18 protein-coding genes and 1 pseudogene are annotated in these 16,648 nt (G+C 45.6%); 1 reads left to right on the forward strand and 18 read right to left on the reverse strand.

The window, feature by feature from the left end; all coding sequences use genetic code 11:
• From NC99_RS03680 to NC99_RS03700, 5 genes and pseudogenes are all read right to left on the reverse strand, one after another.
• Positions 1 to 561 (reverse strand): annotated as a pseudogene (locus NC99_RS03680) (cytochrome c); the annotation flags it as partial.
• Positions 562 to 709: 148 nt separating this feature from the next.
• Complete coding sequence (locus tag NC99_RS03685) at positions 710 to 1,786, reverse strand: alanine racemase (RefSeq protein WP_053179987.1); 1,077 nt, start codon at positions 1,784 to 1,786, stop codon at positions 710 to 712.
• Between the two features lie 496 nt (positions 1,787 to 2,282).
• Positions 2,283 to 3,722 carry an NAD(P)(+) transhydrogenase (Re/Si-specific) subunit beta gene (locus tag NC99_RS03690; protein ID WP_053179990.1) on the reverse strand — a complete coding sequence of 480 codons (1,440 nt, stop codon included), beginning with the start codon at positions 3,720 to 3,722 and terminating at the stop codon, positions 2,283 to 2,285.
• Positions 3,723 to 3,731: 9 nt separating this feature from the next.
• Positions 3,732 to 4,046 (reverse strand): NAD(P) transhydrogenase subunit alpha, encoded by a 315-nt coding sequence (locus tag NC99_RS03695; protein WP_053179992.1) that lies wholly within the window; start codon positions 4,044 to 4,046, stop codon positions 3,732 to 3,734.
• 5 nt (positions 4,047 to 4,051) lie between these two features.
• Positions 4,052 to 5,185 carry a Re/Si-specific NAD(P)(+) transhydrogenase subunit alpha gene (locus NC99_RS03700; protein ID WP_053179994.1) on the reverse strand — a complete coding sequence of 378 codons (1,134 nt, stop codon included), beginning with the start codon at positions 5,183 to 5,185 and terminating at the stop codon, positions 4,052 to 4,054.
• A 201-nt stretch (positions 5,186 to 5,386) separates the two neighbouring features.
• Here NC99_RS03700 and NC99_RS03705 point away from each other — a divergent pair, with 201 nt between their 5' ends.
• Complete coding sequence (locus NC99_RS03705) at positions 5,387 to 5,959, forward strand: DUF4494 domain-containing protein (RefSeq protein WP_082326291.1); 573 nt, start codon at positions 5,387 to 5,389, stop codon at positions 5,957 to 5,959.
• A 76-nt stretch (positions 5,960 to 6,035) separates the two neighbouring features.
• On the opposite strand, the gene NC99_RS03710 is transcribed toward NC99_RS03705, so the two are convergent.
• From NC99_RS03710 to purU, 13 genes are all read right to left on the reverse strand, one after another.
• Positions 6,036 to 6,740 (reverse strand): hypothetical protein, encoded by a 705-nt coding sequence (locus NC99_RS03710; protein ID WP_053179996.1) that lies wholly within the window; start codon positions 6,738 to 6,740, stop codon positions 6,036 to 6,038.
• Between the two features lie 481 nt (positions 6,741 to 7,221).
• Positions 7,222 to 9,024, reverse strand: a complete 1,803-nt coding sequence (typA, locus tag NC99_RS03715) for a translational GTPase TypA (protein ID WP_053179998.1) — start codon at positions 9,022 to 9,024, stop codon at positions 7,222 to 7,224.
• A gap of 219 nt (positions 9,025 to 9,243) precedes the next feature.
• Positions 9,244 to 10,245 (reverse strand): diacylglycerol/lipid kinase family protein, encoded by a 1,002-nt coding sequence (locus tag NC99_RS03720; RefSeq protein ID WP_053180000.1) that lies wholly within the window; start codon positions 10,243 to 10,245, stop codon positions 9,244 to 9,246.
• A 150-nt stretch (positions 10,246 to 10,395) separates the two neighbouring features.
• A complete protein-coding gene (locus NC99_RS03725; protein ID WP_082326292.1) occupies positions 10,396 to 11,217 on the reverse strand; it encodes a carboxylesterase family protein in 822 nt (273 codons plus the stop codon).
• 74 nt (positions 11,218 to 11,291) lie between these two features.
• A complete protein-coding gene (hisIE, locus tag NC99_RS03730; protein WP_316930779.1) occupies positions 11,292 to 11,921 on the reverse strand; it encodes a bifunctional phosphoribosyl-AMP cyclohydrolase/phosphoribosyl-ATP diphosphatase HisIE in 630 nt (209 codons plus the stop codon).
• On the reverse strand, positions 11,911 to 12,234 hold the full coding sequence (locus NC99_RS03735; RefSeq protein WP_053180006.1) for a type II toxin-antitoxin system PemK/MazF family toxin: 324 nt from the start codon (positions 12,232 to 12,234) through the stop codon (positions 11,911 to 11,913). The genes hisIE and NC99_RS03735 overlap by 11 nt, the downstream gene beginning before the upstream one ends.
• Positions 12,225 to 12,470: an AbrB/MazE/SpoVT family DNA-binding domain-containing protein gene (locus NC99_RS03740; RefSeq protein ID WP_053180007.1), complete on the reverse strand. Its 246-nt coding sequence runs from the start codon at positions 12,468 to 12,470 to the stop codon at positions 12,225 to 12,227. The genes NC99_RS03735 and NC99_RS03740 overlap by 10 nt, the downstream gene beginning before the upstream one ends.
• Before the next feature lie 50 nt (positions 12,471 to 12,520).
• A complete protein-coding gene (gene hisF, locus NC99_RS03745; protein WP_053180009.1) occupies positions 12,521 to 13,273 on the reverse strand; it encodes an imidazole glycerol phosphate synthase subunit HisF in 753 nt (250 codons plus the stop codon).
• Positions 13,274 to 13,371: 98 nt separating this feature from the next.
• Positions 13,372 to 14,106, reverse strand: a complete 735-nt coding sequence (hisA, locus tag NC99_RS03750) for a 1-(5-phosphoribosyl)-5-[(5-phosphoribosylamino)methylideneamino]imidazole-4-carboxamide isomerase (RefSeq protein ID WP_053180011.1) — start codon at positions 14,104 to 14,106, stop codon at positions 13,372 to 13,374.
• Between the two features lie 79 nt (positions 14,107 to 14,185).
• Complete coding sequence (hisH, locus tag NC99_RS03755) at positions 14,186 to 14,785, reverse strand: imidazole glycerol phosphate synthase subunit HisH (RefSeq protein ID WP_053180014.1); 600 nt, start codon at positions 14,783 to 14,785, stop codon at positions 14,186 to 14,188.
• A gap of 52 nt (positions 14,786 to 14,837) precedes the next feature.
• On the reverse strand, positions 14,838 to 15,191 hold the full coding sequence (locus NC99_RS03760; protein ID WP_053180016.1) for a four helix bundle protein: 354 nt from the start codon (positions 15,189 to 15,191) through the stop codon (positions 14,838 to 14,840).
• Between the two features lie 54 nt (positions 15,192 to 15,245).
• On the reverse strand, positions 15,246 to 15,776 hold the full coding sequence (locus tag NC99_RS03765; protein WP_053180018.1) for a TlpA family protein disulfide reductase: 531 nt from the start codon (positions 15,774 to 15,776) through the stop codon (positions 15,246 to 15,248).
• An 11-nt stretch (positions 15,777 to 15,787) separates the two neighbouring features.
• A partial coding sequence (purU, locus tag NC99_RS03770) for a formyltetrahydrofolate deformylase (protein ID WP_262509300.1) occupies positions 15,788 to 16,648 on the reverse strand: 861 nt, incomplete at its 5' end.

Here is a 16,648-nt window from a genome sequence, read left to right on the forward strand (position 1 = left end):
AGGTTTTTTCGGAATGGTGTTGAGAATGAAGTTCATTGGGAAATCAGAAATGGAAGCCTCTGTTTCATGTTCAATGGGTTTAAGTGAGCGGATGTATGCAATGACCGACTTGATATCTTCTTCGTCAAGCTGGCCGTAGTAGGGGTGTGGCATGACGGGGAAAAGCGCCCGTCCGTCTTTGGATACACCGGAAGTAATGGCTCTGAAAATCTCGCCGTCAGTCCAGCTTTTGAGTTTCACCGGGGTGATGTTGGGCGACACATACCGACCGGGAAAACCCATATTTTGGTCAAATACTTCGCCGCCCATTCCTTCGGTGTTCGGCACCATTGGGGCGGTAAAAAGACTGTAGTCGCGCTCCGAGTGACAATCCATGCAAACCATGACATGGTTTGCCAGATATTGACCCCGTTCAAGTCGTTCCGGGCTTAGTTCGACGGTCATGTCGGGTGCATCGCCAACATTGGGCAGTATCGCTTTGACATAGGAAAGAAGCACGATGACAAGCAGCAGAATTACGCCAATGGAATAAAGCAAGATACGAATCACATTTTTCTTCATAAAAAGATCCTTTTTAGTTACTAACTGAGAGAAATATTTTGGATGAAATATTCGACTAAAGTTAATAAATAAAAAAAGATCAATATATCCGAAAAAAGATATTTGTCAGCATGCTTTCTGCTGATTTACTGGATGAAAACTCGGGCTCTTATTCCGATTTTATTCGTTTTTCAATGTATTTCGAATTCATGACCCGCAAAACGCCCATGTAGTCCATTTCAAATTCGAGTTGTGAGCCCACCTGGTAGTTTTCCTCGTTTTTGCCTAAGTCAACCACGAGCATGTCTGATGAGGCCCCAACAACTTTTAAGTTTTTATTTTTCAGCTTGATGTGGCTTTCGTCGATATCGAGTAATCCTAAATCGATGAGCGCCCGGTAGGAGGTGGCCGACTGGTCTGCATCGTCAAAAATAACAGTTTCGCCCAGCAGATTTTTCCCTAATTCGCCGATTGGAGTCATGCGCTTTTTGGTCAGTTCGATAATCTCAGCATAGAGTTGAAAAGCATCATTTTCCATCTGGTCGAAGGTGACGTTGTTGTAAACATCAGTTCCTAGAAAAAATGTTTCGCCAATTCTGAAATGGTTGATTCCCTTGGGCAGCAGACCTTGGAAAATTAGCGGAACCGTAACCGAAGCTCCGCCGGAAACATACTGGATTTCCTTGTTGAACTTTGCTTCGAGCAGTTGTTCGTACAAACACAGTTGAACGAGCTTATCGTGGCTTGGTAAAATACCGTACATGCAGGTTAAATTGGTGCCAATGCCAACCACTTCAATATTGGGGAATTTGAACACGGAATCGTAAAAATTCAGAAAATCTTCCTGAAGTACACCTTCGCGCAGTTCGCCCATTTCAATCATGATGATTATTTTGTGGGTTTTGCCTTGCTTTTGAGCTTCCTTCGATAGCCGTTCGATTGTATCTTTTTCCGTATTAAAACTGATGTCAGCGTACTTGACAATTTTTTCAATGGCGTGCTTTGGCGGTGGTTTGATGTAAACGGTTTCAACCTGGTCCGAAATGGATTTAATCATTTTCAGGTTCGATACGCGCGAGTCGCACAATTGACGAACCCCCAGTTTGATCACTTCTTCCAGGTAGCGTTTGTTGCCACATAACATTTTTGAAACAACTGCCCAGGTGATTCCATTTTGAGAGAGCAGTTCTTCCAGGTAATCGTAGTTCTTTTTTAGCTTTTTGGTATCTAACGTAATAAATGCCATAATTTTTTTTGCCTTTAAGTCTTGGTTTTTAGAGAATGGACAAGTTGCGCTTTATCTTTCTCGTCTGCTCAATATAAAGCACTGCCTATTCGGTTTGACTTCACCGTGCAAAGATAAAAGCTTTTATTCGTATCGAAACAAATAATTGGATTTTGATTGGATTTCTTCATATTCTGGTTTCTGAACAGCGTTTTGAATTCGCTTGTTTGCCAGGTTCAAATAGCTGATGATTGAATCTGGTTTATTCTTGATTTGATAACTTTTGTAGCTTGAATGGTTTGATAGTTAAATGATCGGGGTACTTTTTCAGAGGTTGTTTTTTTCGTCTTTTAGCAGCTAAACGACAAGCCAGTTTGCCATCGGCTTATACAACTTATCGCAGTATGATTTTTTCAAAGTATAAAATAAGTGCTATAGGAACTATTTAGAATTGTTCAGAACAAAAAAATGGCACCCGGTTTCGGATGCCATTTTTATTATGCGGGAAAATAATTTTCTATAAGTCTTTAATTTCGTTGACCAGTTTTTGCAGGGTGCTCTTGGCGTCTCCAAAAAGCAACCTGGTTTTATCGTCAAAAAACAGACTGTTTTCAATACCGGCATAACCTTTTCCGCGGCCACGTTTCATGACAATAATATTCTTTGACTCATGCGCCTTAATGATTGGCATTCCGGCTATTGGGCTCGACGGATCGTTAATGGCAGCCGGATTCACCACATCGTTGGCACCAATAACGATACAAACATCAGTGCTTGGCATGTCGGGGTTGATGTCGGCCATTTCAACCAGTTGGTCGTAGGGAACGTCCGCTTCGGCCAGCAGCACGTTCATATGGCCCGGCATTCGGCCTGCCACCGGGTGAATGGCATAGCGCACGTTTACGCCCTTGGATACCAGCAATTCATCCAATTCATGACAAACATGCTGGGCCTGGGCTACTGCCAATCCATAACCCGGAATGATGACCACGTTGCGGGAGTAGGCGAGCAATACAGAAGCGTCGCTCATGGTAATTTCTTTCATGGTCCCCTGTTCGCCTTGGGTGGCAGCATCGCCTCCCCCAAAAGCGCCAATGATCACATTCAACAGTGAACGGTTCATGGCTTTACACATCAGCAAGGTTAAGATGCTACCTGCGGCACCAACCAAAATACCACCCAATATCATGGCCTGATTGTTATAGATAAAACCGGCCATGGCGGCGGCAATACCGGTGAAGCTGTTCAGAAGTGAAATCACCACAGGCATGTCGGCACCTCCAATGGGCATCACGAAAAGTACGCCGTAGAGAAGCGATACGGCAAGCAACAAGTAAATGGCCCAGTTCAGCTCTGTGGGCGTTTGGCCCGAAAGCAGGATGAAAAGTGCCAGGGCTAAAGTGCCAGCCAGTAAAATCAAATTGATGTAGCTCAGGTAGCCGGCGCGAATGTCATTCACTTTGCCGTCCAGTTTACCGTAAGCCACCATACTGCCGCTAAATGCAATGGCGCCAATAATCAGTCCGAGCAGGGTGACCAGTACTGAGCCCCAGTTGCTCATGTCGGCGTTGGGGAACTCAAGTAAGGCGACCAGGGCTGACGCTGCTCCGCCTGTGGCATTGTAGAACGATACAAGTTGTGGCATGGCTGTCATTTTAACCTTGCGGGCAATGATCCATCCAATGGCCGAACCCACGCCAATGGCAGCCAAAATAATCCACACGTTGGCTGGTTGAATTCCGCCACCATCAGCGTTTTTGTGAAGCAGGATGGTGGTGAGCATGGCCAGCACCATGCCGGCACCCGCGTAAAAGTTGCCTCGGCGGGCTGATTCGGGGTGACTTAGCAGTTTCAAGCCCACAACAAAAAGCAAAGCCGCAACTAAATAACTTAATTCCAGGAGCGTTCCTCCCACGGTAAATTCAACACCGTTAAATGTTCCAAGTATTTTGTCCATGAGATCCTCCTATTTTTTCTTCTTTTTAAACATTTCCAACATGCGGTCGGTAACAACAAAGCCGCCGACCACGTTGAGGGTTCCAAAAATGACGGCGAAAATTCCGAGAATCAGTTCGGTATTGATTCGACTGGCATCGGCATGTCCAACCAGAATGATTCCGCCGATGATGATCACACCACTGATGGCGTTGGCTCCCGACATTAAAGGTGTATGTAAAACTGCGGGTACGTTGGAGATCACTTCAATTCCTAAAAAGATGGACAGGGCGATGATAAAAATCGCTTCTTTATAGGTGTAGAAAAAGATTAATATTTCTTCCATTGGATTTAATTTTTCGGTTGAATAGCTGATTTGACACGTTCATTGATGATTTCACCTTGGTGGGTGATGCAGGTGCCTTTGATAATATCGTCATCAAAATTCAGTTCGAGTTTCCCTTCTTCGTCAATCAAAACCTCCAGAAAGTTGAGGATATTTTTGCCGAACATTTTGCTGGCATCTACCGGCATCAGCGAGGGATAGTTCGATTGTCCGACAATAGTGACACCGTGCTCAACAACCGTTTCATTGTCTTGGGTGAGTTCGCAGTTTCCTCCGGTCGAGGCTGCCAGATCAATAATCACTGAGCCGGGTTTCATGCGGGAAACAGCTTCCTTGGGTAGGAGCAGGGGAGCCTTACGTCCCGGGATTTGTGCGGTGCAGATGACCACATTGGCTTTGGCTGCGTGATCGTTGATTGCTTGCTGCTGTTTTTGCTTAAACTCTTCGGTTTGCTCAACGGCATAACCACCTGCAGCGGCATCTTCCTTGGCTCCTTCCACTTCCACAAATTTGGCCCCCAGGCTCATGACCTCTTCTTTTACAGCCGAACGAACGTCAAAAGCTTGCACCTGGGCGCCGAGCCTTTTGGCAGTGGCAATGGCCTGCAGGCCGGCAACACCTGCACCCAGCACCAGCACTGTTGCGGGGCGAATGGTTCCGGCGGCAGTCATAAACATGGGGAAAAATGTAGACAGGTGATTGGCGGCATCCAGCACGGCTTTGTAGCCGGCAACGGTGGCCTGCGATGACAACACGTCCATAGCCTGCCCGCGTGTTGAGCGCGGAATGGCGTCCATGCTGAAGGTTGTGATGCCTCGCGCCGCAAATTGTTTGACCAAGTCCGTGTTCCAGAGTGGATTGTACTGGCTCAGCCAAATTTGTTCCTTGCCGAGCGACTGAATCAGTTTTTCGTCCGGAGCATGGATGGCGATCAAGAAATCGGCTTTCTTTAACACATCCTCGCGCGAAGCAATGGTTGCTCCGGCTTCTTGGTAGGCTGAATCGGTTGCCAGGGCAGAGTCGCCGGCTCCTGTTTCCACACAAACAGCAACTTTGCGCTTGGTCAGGTTGGAAACAATTTCGGGTAAGAGGGCCACCCGATTTTCAGAATCTCCCTCTTTTAAGAGTCCAATAAGCATAAACCAGAATATTAAGTGATTATTAGTAACGCTTTTTCTATCTAGTAAAATGAATTTCTGCTCACATGGTTCACGAATATATCGACTTTCTGATGTTTTAGGAATGAATTGAATTCTGAGATTGTGAAAAACTATTTCTCAAAAACCGATCTTAAATGAAGGAAGAAAATATCTTTGCAGTCTCATTTTAAAGGAAAAATTATGCAAACTTGGTTTGAATGCAAAGTAAAATATGTGAAAGTTGATCAGGATGGCCGCGAGCGTAAGGTATCGGAGTCGTATTTGGTTGACGCGGTTTCGTTCACCGATGCCGAAGCACGGATGATTGAACAAATGCAGCAGTTGGTTCGGGGCGGCGAATTCCATATTGACAATATCAAGAAGTCAAACATCATAGAGATATTTCCGCACGACAATGGTGAGTATTGGTATAAGGCGAAAATCGCCATCGTGACCATTGACGAGAAAGCAGGCAAGGAAAAGAAGATTAACAACTATTTTTTGATTGCGGCTGATGATTTCAAGCAAGCCTTACTGCGTTTGGAGGAAGATCTCTCCTATATTTTGGTGCCAATTCAAATTTCATCCATGAACCTAAGTACCATTGTGGATGTGTTTCCGTATTTCAAGGATGAGGTGAATGAGCCATTGCCACCGCATTTGAAGCGTATTGAACCGGAAGATGCGGTTGAGTCCACGCCTGAGCTAACACAGGAGTCGGCGGAGGATGATTCGGACAGCGAAGAAGCGGCGACGGAGCCGGACGAAGCGTAGGTTGAGCAGGATACAGCATGGCCAGGCCTAAAAAAAATCCCGCAGGCGAGCAGTCTACGGGATTTTTTTTATGAGGTCAATTGGCCTGCGGAAAGGTTTCCTTCAGCCCAAACATCACCCTGAAAAAACAGAATTGGTCGCGTTTTAATGGTTCAAAGAGGTAGTAGGCTGTGGCTACGCGGCAAATGTCTTTCACTTCAGTAAAAATTTCATTGACCGCTATTTTGCCAGCTTCGCTTAACTGATCTGATGCCACAATCAGGTCGAAGCAAGAGTTGAACTCATGCAGTTGGCTGTCAAATTCCAAAATTTTATCGATCAGCTCTACCGGAATCGATTTGCTGGTCAACGTTTGTTTCAGTTCCGGCGTCATGCTCTCGTGAATGACCTTCAATAAAAAATACAGACTTTGATAGTCGCCGTTTTTGGCTTCGCTGAAATAGTCATTGTATCCGAGTTCTTCGAAAATATATTTCTGAAATTTCTTGTCTTCCTTGAAGTCAACTTTGATTAGTGCGCGCAGCAGCGCAATTTTTCGTAATGACGAGATCATGAGTTCGTGCACATACTGCTGCTTGTCGGTGTGTTTGTAGTATTCGTCGGCCGGCAGAAATTTGTCTTTAATCTTTTTAATTTTCGACATCAGCTCTTTGGCGTACTCCATAGTCCAGCCTGTTCGAATAAGCGACAGTTCGTAGATGTTCTCGTTAAATGATTGAACGATTTTCATGCAAGCCAGAAGCGTTGCATTGGCTGTTGAGCATGTTGTTTTTTCTTCCATTTTGAATTGGTTTTTTGTTTGCGTTATTATTGAACATCGAAAAAAAGTTACGATAAAACCAGCTCAAAAAAAATGCTTAATCTATTTAAAAATAGAATTATGCTGTAGAATATCTTATTTGAAAACCATTTGGTGAAATTGGACTTGTTTGGAACTTATGTTTTTATTGATTTTTGGCTGCCTGGCTTCGGAATTGATCGGCATGCCATTTACTTTTTTGCGCAGGAATCAATCCGCATAAAATAAAAGCTCCCCGGCAAATTGCTTTTGCCGGGGAGCTTTTATCATGAATGAATATCCGCGAGATTAGCCACTGTCATTTAAAAATCATTCAGTTGTCATTAGGTGGCCATTCAGTTGTTGTGCAACGATCAATGACAATAAAATGACTATGAATGACAATAATTGACAGCCATTACATTGCAAATACGTTAGTAAGCGGACAACCATATTATTATTTCAAGAAGAATCGTTCTTCTTATTAATTAATCTTCACACCGCGTTTGCGTTCGGCTTCGCGAAGCAGGATTTTCCGCATGCGGAACGATTTCGGTGTCACTTCCAGGTATTCGTCGGCGCTAATGTATTCCAGTGCTTCTTCCAGGCTGAAGCGAATGGGCGGAGCCAGCTTCGTTTTTTCATCGGAGCCTGAGGCACGCATATTGGTCAGCTTTTTCGATTGGGTGACGTTGATGGTCAAATCATCGGCGCGGGTGTTTTCGCCAATCACCATGCCTTCGTACACGTCTTCGCCCGGAGGAATGAAAAAGCGTCCGCGATCCTGAAGTTTGTTCAGGGCATAGGCAAAGGTTGTTCCGGGTTCTTTGGCAATGAGCGAACCGTTTTTGCGGCCTTCAATTACGCCTTTCACGGGCTGGTATTCCACAAACCGGTGTGTCATCACGGCTTCGCCGGCGGTGGCGGTCAGCATGTTGGTTCGCAGTCCGATAATACCGCGTGACGGAATCAGGAATTCCAGGTGGATGCGGTCGCCTTTGCGCTCCATGTTTTGCATTTCGCCTTTACGGGCGGTAACCAGTTCCACCACTTTACCCGAATATTCGTCGGTCACATCAACGTGCATTTCTTCAATCGGTTCGCATTTAATGCCGCCAATTTCCTTGTAGAGAACCTGTGGTTGCCCAACTTGCAACTCGTAGCCTTCGCGGCGCATGGTTTCAATCAATACCGATAAATGCAACACGCCGCGGCCATAAACGGTAAAGGTGTCGGCCGTAGCTCCTTTTTCGACGCGCAGGGCCAGGTTTTTCTCCAATTCTTTGTACAGGCGGTCGTGCAGGTGGCGCGAGGTCACAAACTTTCCTTCTTTACCAAAAAATGGTGAATCGTTGTTGGTGAATACCATGCTCATGGTTGGTTCGTCAACAGCAATCGGATCCAGCGGTTCCGGATTTTCCAGGTCGCAAATGGAGTCGCCAATGTCGAAACCTTCAATGCCCACCAGCGCACAAATATCGCCGTTCACCATTTTGTCCACCTTTTGACGGCCAAGCCCGGTAAAAGTGTGCAGCTCTTTAATTTTGGTGCGTTTCACCGATCCGTCACGTTTAACCATCGAAACCTGCATCCCTTCGGTCAACTCGCCGCGGTGTATTCGTCCAATGGCAATTCGTCCGACATAGGCTGAATAATCCAGCGAGGTAATCAGCAGTTGCGGTGTTCCCGGGTTTGGTTTGGGTTCGGGGATGTGTTCGATAATGGCATCGAGCAATGGGCTGATGTTGTCTGTTTTGTTGCTCAGGTCAGCAGTCATCCAGCCTTCTTTGGCCGAGCCGTAGATGGTTGGAAAATCAAGCTGCTCTTCGGTCCCATCAAGGCTGAACATGAGGTCGAACACCTGCTCGTGCACCTCTTCGGGCCGGCAATTCGGCTTGTCAACCTTGTTGATCACGACAATGGGTTTTAATCCCAGCGCCAGTGCTTTTGACAGCACAAAACGGGTTTGGGGCATGGTACCTTCAAAGGCATCGGCCAGCAGCAATACACCGTCGGCCATGTTGAGTACCCGTTCAACTTCGCCACCAAAGTCGGAGTGACCCGGTGTGTCGATGATATTAATCTTTACATCCTTGTAAACTACTGAAACGTTTTTTGCCAGGATGGTAATCCCGCGCTCCCGTTCCAGGTCATTGTTGTCGAGAATCAGCTCTTGCTTTTTCTCGTGATCTTTCATCACATTACAATGGTATATCATTTTGTCGACCAGGGTCGTTTTGCCGTGGTCAACGTGCGCGATAATCGCGATGTTCCTAATCTTCTGCATATAAGTTCCAAAATTGAGGCGCAAAGATAGTTTTATTTCATTTGCTCCAGCCTATTCTTCTGATTTGTTGACGGTAACTTAACAAGCAATATTTGCAGGATGTTGATCTCGATGACCGAATTTTTGTAAATCGTGCAAGTCAGTTTTGATAAGAGAAGTGGATAAGATTGGAGCGGTTCCGCAGGCGGATCCCAATTAGCGATGCACCACCTGCTTTATTCATATGCCAACAATATGTCGTGCTTGATTTTGATGGTGTATTTTGCTGTAGACCGGAATTGGTTTCTTTTTTGTGAATTTCACTTTCCCGGTGTCCAGTACATTCAATGCACCGGGTTGAATTGTAATTTTCAAGGGCGACTTAAAAACATAGGGTTCGCCATCGACATGAATCTTGGTTTCGGAGGTGTCAATCTCCACTTCATTGCTGCACGAGATTAACCGGAAATCTTTTTCAGGGCTAAGCATCCCGGCAAATAGCTTCAACGAAAACAGCGGAAACTGCCACAAGGGGAACGGTTGCACCAAGACCAGGTCGAACTTACCATCCGTTGGGTTGGCGGTGCTTACAAGAACAGCGTTGTATCCAAACTGCCGGTTATTGGCAATATTAATCATGAAAAACCTCCCGGTGATTGTTTCGCCTTCGAGCCGAATGCTGGCTTCGATCGGTTTAAATGACCAGATTGTTTTGATGGTGCTGATGAAATAATTCCAAAACCCACGCCTTCTTCGGGTGGCGAATTGGTGGGCAACCTCGCTGTCGAAACCAATACCGGAAAGATGAAACATGTGCGTGTCGTTGAGTTGAATAAGATCAGCTTTTAGCACATGATCCTGTTTTATGGCCTTGATCAGTCGGCGGATATTTCTGTCGAAACCGAACTCGCGGGCAAAACCGTTGCCCGAGCCACTCGGGTAAACAGCCAGTATTTTGTTGCTCCCTGCCAGGGTCGAGGCGGCTTTATTCACCGTGCCATCGCCTCCGGCAACAACAAACACCCGGTAGTTATCAAATTCAGCTTGAATAATTTCAGTGCTATGGACACCTGTGGCAATTACCCGAACATCAATCATGGAGCGGTAAGGCTCTAACTTTCGAAGCACCCGGCGCGCATTTCGCTTTCCGGCATTGGGGTTAATCAAAAAGAGGACTTCTGCCTGTGTAATTCGGTACTTTGTATTTGGTTGAATATTTTTAGTTGAATATGTTTCTGCCATGGCCCTAGGTTTTTGTTTTAAACAGCATGATGACAAAATTGGTTTCACAAAGGAAGGATATTTGACAAAACAAAAGGATAGTTTAACGTTTGCTTGACGTTCTGATTGTTTTTGAAGAAGAAATGAGACTGGCAGCGTCCGTTTTTAAGGCTACAGCACGGCTGGTTGATGATTGTTGCGTATGTGTAGTTGATGCTGACTGTTCGTGTCCGGACAAAGAACTTCCGTAACCTGAATGACGGGCAATGGTTTCAGACTGTTTTTTTCGGCCTCGTCAACCGGGCGGCGCGAAAAATTCCTGAACCATTCATAAAGGTTATCGTCGTCGTACACGCGGTGTATGTCGTGTCCAAGTCCCGCCAGGCGGCTATAGACAACAGGTGCCTCTTGGGCTTTCAGCGCTTCCACCATTTGGTCGGAGCGGGTCACCGAGACCAGCTTGTCTTTCGCTCCATGGAATACCCAAATGGGCAGGTGCGTCAGGTTTTCAGCCCATTCGTCTTTGGCACCGCCGCACAGCGGGGCAATGGCAGCAAACCTGTGTGGGTAGCGATTGGCCAGCTCCCAGGTGCCAAAACCACCCAGGCTCATCCCGGTGAGGTACACGCGCGATTGGTCGATCTGGTAATTCGCATTGATTTCAGAAAAAATGGTGTCGAGCCAATTTTCGCTGGCCCAGTTTTTACCCCAGGGGCATTGCGGTGCCACAACGATGAAATCGAGCTTTTTACCTTTGTCTAAGAAGTAGGGCAGGCCGTAACGCTTAATCCGGTTGATATCGGTTCCCGAAACGGAGCGGCCGTGCAGGTAGAAGATAACCGGCAGGAGCTCATGCTTCAGGCTGTCGTAGTTTTCAGGAAGAAACGTCAGGTAATTGTACCTGACTTTCTTGTCAGTATTTTGCGCTTCAGTTGTTTGATTCGAAAAGAAAAACAAGCCAAACATTAAAAATACAACAACTATCCGATGCATATTTTTTCAGAAATAAATTAGGCGAAGATAGGAAATTGATCCAATACCCAATAACCAATGACAACTCCACCAATCTACTTGTGTCGTTTCTTCAGTTCGCGGGCCAAATCTTCAATTCGGTAGCCCTTATGGGTGAGCAACACGATCAGATGATACAGCAAATCGGCTCCTTCGTACAAGAAGTTCTCGTCGTCGTTGGCCATCGCGCCAATAATGGTTTCAACAGCTTCTTCGCCCACTTTTTGGGTAATGGTGCGGGTCCCTTTTGTAAATAGCGAAGTGGTGTACGAACCTTCCGGCATTTCCTGCTTCCGCTTGTCAATAAAATCTTGCAGGTGCTTGATGAAAGCCAGGTCGTCCAGTTCATTGGTTTCATTCCAGCAGGTATCGCTGCCGGTATGGCACACCGGTCCAACCGGGTTCACCTTAATCAGCAGGGTATCGTCATCGCAATCCGACGCGATGGAAACCACATGCAGGAAGTTCCCGCTTTCTTCGCCTTTGGTCCAAAGGCGGTTTTTCGTCCGGCTAAAGAAAGTGACCTTGCCGGTTGCTTCGGTTTTAGCCAGTGCTTCTTCGTTCATAAAGCCCAGCATCAGCACTTTGTTGGTTTTGTTATCCTGAATAATGGCCGGGATGAGGCCGTTCTGTTTTGAAAAATCTAGTGTTTTCTTCATGTATTTTTTTTGTGTTTTAATCGATATAAGTCTCTCGTAAGATTGATTTCAGTTCCCTGATCTCAGAGGTTGTCAAGGATCCCATTACTTTTATAATTCTTTGCTTATCAATTGTTCGGATTTGGTCGAGCACTACCCAGCCTTTTTTATCGTTGTGCCTGACGGCTATCCGTGTTGGATATTTTTTTGAACTGGTTGTCATTGGGGCAATCACAATTGTTCTTAAATATCTATTCATCTCATCGGGCGAAATAACGACACAAGGTCTGGTCTTTTTTATTTCACTGCCAATGGTGGGATCAAGATTGACCAGTAGAATTTGATATTGATTTATTTCCATTCCTCCAAATTTTCATCTTCGAAGACATCATCGATCAATAACCGGTCATCACCGGCCTCGGCCATTTCCCTGAATGCTTTTTCCCATCCTTTTCTGGATTTTGACAACGGCTTGATAATGATTTGATCCTCTTCCAGAATCAAATTGACCGAATCTTTGATGTTGTATTTGTCGATCATGGTTTTACTTAGCCGGATACCCTTTGAGTTCCCTATTTTTATCACTGAAACTTCCATTACTTTATCTTTTGTAATTACAAAGTTATAACTTTTTACAAAAGCCGGAGCTAGCGTATTGGAATGTTTCTACTCTTCAAATAACTTTTTAAATCAGGAATAGCAATTTCCTTGTAGTGAAAGATGCTGGCAGCCAGTCCGGCGTCGGCTTTTCCCTTGGTGAACACGTCCACAAAATGATCCATGTTTCCGGCACCGCCCGATGCGATGATCGGGATTTTCAGCATATCGGCCATTTTAGCCAATTCTTCATTTGCAAAGCCTCCCTTTGTCCCGTCGTGGTCCATTGAGGTGAACAGAATTTCGCCGGCACCGCGGTCTTCGGCTTCTTTGGCCCAGCTAAACAGTTCCTTGTCGGTTGGAATGCGGCCGCCATTAACGGTTACGGTCCAGTGGCCATCGTAGTTTTTGGCATCAATCGCCACAACCACGAACTGGGTTCCGAAATTCAGAGCCAGATCATTAATCAGTTGCGGGTTACGCACTGCTGATGAATTGATGCTCACTTTGTCGGCTCCGGCACTGAGCAACGCTTCGGCATCTTTGATTTCGCTAATTCCACCACCCACAGTGAACGGGATGTTCAATTCGCGGGCAATGCGTTTCACCAATTCCACAAAGGTTTTTCGCCCTTCGTGGGTAGCCGTGATGTCGAGGAAAACCAGCTCGTCGGCTCCTTGTTCGGCATACAGTGCGCCCAGTTCTACCGGGTCTCCCACGGTTTGTATGTTGACAAAGTTTACGCCCTTCACGGTCTGGCCGTCTTTAATATCCAGGCATGGTATGATTCGTTTTGCTAGCATGTTTTAAATTCCAAATTCCAGGTTTCAAATTCCAAATTAAAGTATGTCTGTTCTCAGTTCAGGAATACATCAGTGGGGGTAAGTTTTTCCTTATGTACTTATGCACTGATGTACTTTTCAATCTCCTTCAAACTTATCTTATTCTCATAAATCGCTTTTCCGGTGATGACGCCGGGAACGCCCATTTCGTTGAGTTCGTGGATGTCTTTCATGGAGGCGATCCCGCCGCTGGCAATCAGTTCCAATCCTTCGAATTGACCCATAATCTCTTTGTACAGTTCAATGCTGGGGCCGGTGAGCATGCCATCGCGGGCAATGTCGGTCGAAATTACTTTCTGAATTCCCTGGCTGGTGTAACTTTCAATAAACTCGAGAATGGACAATTCCGAAACCTCCTGCCATCCGCTTACGGCGATCATTTTGTCTTTGGCATCGGCACCCAGAATAATTTTTTCGGCTCCATAAGTTTCGATCCAACTTAAAAAAGTTTCGCGGTCTTTTACGGCGATGCTACCACCGGTAACCATTTGCGCACCGCTCTCGAAAGCGATTTTCAGGTCGTCGTCGGTTTTTAATCCACCGCCAAAGTCAACAATCAAATTGGTTTTTCCGGCAATAGTTTCTAAAACCTTGTAGTTCACAATGTGCTTGGCTTTTGCTCCGTCTAAATCGACTAAATGCAAACGCGTGATTCCGGCATCTTCAAACATCTTCGCGACTTCCAACGGGTTTTCGTTGTACACGGTCTTTTGGTTGTAATCGCCTTGCGACAGTCGGACGCATTTGGCGTCAATGAGGTCGATGGCTGGGATGATGGTTATTTTATTGCTCATAAGTACAAAGTTCATGAGTACATAAGTCGATTGATTTTCCTCATGTACTGATGTACACGAGCACTTATGCACTTAATTCTTACAATTTCAAAAAATTCTCTAATATTCTCGCGCCAACCGGTCCGCTTTTTTCGGGGTGAAACTGGGTGGCGTAAAAATTACCTTTATGCAGGGCCGCGCTGAATGGGTTGATGTAATCGCCAACCGCCGCCGTGTGCTCGCCAACTGTGGCGTAAAACGAATGCACAAAGTAGACAAATTGGTTGTCCAGCGATCCATCAAATAGCTTGCTGTTCAATTTTGAGATGGTGTTCCATCCCATGTGTGGCACTTTGGTTACGAATTCCATGCCCGGTTCAGGAATAAATCGTTTTACTTTTTCCTCAAAAATACCCAGGCAAGGCGTGTCGCCTTCTTCGGAGTGGCTGCACATCAATTGCAATCCCAGGCATATGCCCAATACCGGTTGTTTCAAGGATGGAATGAGTTGATCCAATCCTTCTTTTTTTAGGTAGGCCATGGTCGTGCTGGCTTCGCCCACTCCAGGGAAAATCACTTTGTCGGCAGCCTTAATCTTTTCATGGTCGCCAGTAATTTCAGCTTCAATGCCTAATCGTGAAAGGGCATTGCTGACTGATTCAATATTTCCGGCGTTGTATTTGATAATGACGATGTTCATGAGTTTATAAGTTCATAAGTTTATGAGTGCATGAGTTCATAAGTACTCGGTTTTATTTTCCTATTTTTCGTTCCAGTCCTCGTGATAATGCTTCAATCTCTTTGGACTGGTTGAATAAACCATCAAAGATTTCTTGATTTAAATAACCAATATTCTTGGATATTTCTAATTGTGTTTGGCATTCATAGAGTGATCCGATTGAAATTCGAATAAACCGAATGAATTCGTTGTTTCCTTTTCTTCCGAATCCTTCAGCGAAATTACTGGGGACTGAAACTGCTGATCTTCTAATTTGCGATGTTAGTCCAAATAACTCTTCTTTAGGAAATGATTGGGTCAGTTTGTAAACATCAGTTACAAAAACCATTGCTTTTTGCCATGCTATGAATTCTCTGTAAGTTTTCATTTGCTTTTATTTTAATGGTTAAACTTATGCACTGATGTACTTCGTACTGACGTACTACCTTAACAAGCCTTCGATGACCTTCTTCATCTCGTTGAATTCTTCCTCTTTGTACAACCTTGTCATAAAAACAATTTTCCTGCTTTTGTCGATGATGACATTGCGGGTTACGCCGGCACCCTTTTCGGCATAGCTGTAAAAGATGCCGCCCTTTGGATCTAACAGAAGAGGATAGGTAACCGGTATGTCTTGGGCAAATTTTTGCACTTTTTCTTTCGGCTCATCCAAATCAATACCGAACAAGGCAAAGTTCGGATTGTCTTTGTGCTTTTGCCAAATTTCCTTTTCGATGTGCGGCATTTCTTTTCGGCAAACGCCACACCAGCTCGCAGTGAACTGGAGCATGATGACTTTTCCTTTGAAATCAGCAAGCCGGACGGTTTCGCCATCGGCTGTTACGGTTGTAAAATCAGGTGCCTGCTGACCAATTTTGACGATGTAGCCGTAGTCCGCCGGGACCTCCTTATCCAAAACTTGCGCGTGGAGTGCGTGTGTCAGGAAAATAAACAGAATGATCAAATATTTCATACGTTCTATTTTTAATTGAAAACGACCGTTCGGTTATTGTACACGAGCACTTTGCGCTGCAAATGTTTAAACACGGCGTTTGACAGCACAATTTTTTCCAGGTCGCGGCCTTTCCGGATCAGGCTTTTAATGGTGTCCACATGGCTGCACTGCGTTACGCCCTGTTCAATGATGGGGCCGGCGTCCAAATCGCTGGTGACATAGTGGCTGGTGGCACCAATTAGTTTGACACCACGGGCATGTGCGGCGTGGTAGGGCTTGGCTCCGGCAAAGGCTGGAAGAAAAGAGTGGTGGATGTTGATGATCTTGTTCGGGTAATGCGAAACAAAGTCTTTCGACAAAATTTGCATGTAACGGGCCAGCACCACAAAATCGATTTTGTGTTTTTTGAGTAAGGCCAGTTCTGCAGCTTCCTGCTCGGCTTTATTATCGGCTGTTACGGGAATGTATTCGAAGGCAATGCCAAATCGTTCGGCCACGGGGCGCATGGTTTCGTGGTTGCTGACGATGACCGGGATCTTTACATCCCACTCGCCGGCTGTGTAGCGCGACAAAATATCGAAGAGGCAATGCGACATCTTGGACACAAAAATGGCCATGCGCGGAATGTCTTCGGAAAAATAAAGTTTCCAGTTCATTTCCAGTTTTGAGCCAATCAGCGTATCGAAATACTCGCCAATTTTTTCGGATGGAATGGCAAAATCCTTCAGCTCCCATTCCACACGCATGTAAAAAATCTTCTCCACCCGATCAACATGCTGATCCAGGTTGATGATGTTTCCGTTGTTCTTGTTCAGAAACTCGGTAACAGTAGCCAGTATTCCCTGCCGGTCGGGGCAGTGAATCAACAGAATGGCTGTATTTTTCTTTTC

The organism is Sunxiuqinia dokdonensis (assembly GCF_001270965.1).
Lineage (GTDB): Bacteria > Bacteroidota > Bacteroidia > Bacteroidales > Prolixibacteraceae > Sunxiuqinia > Sunxiuqinia dokdonensis.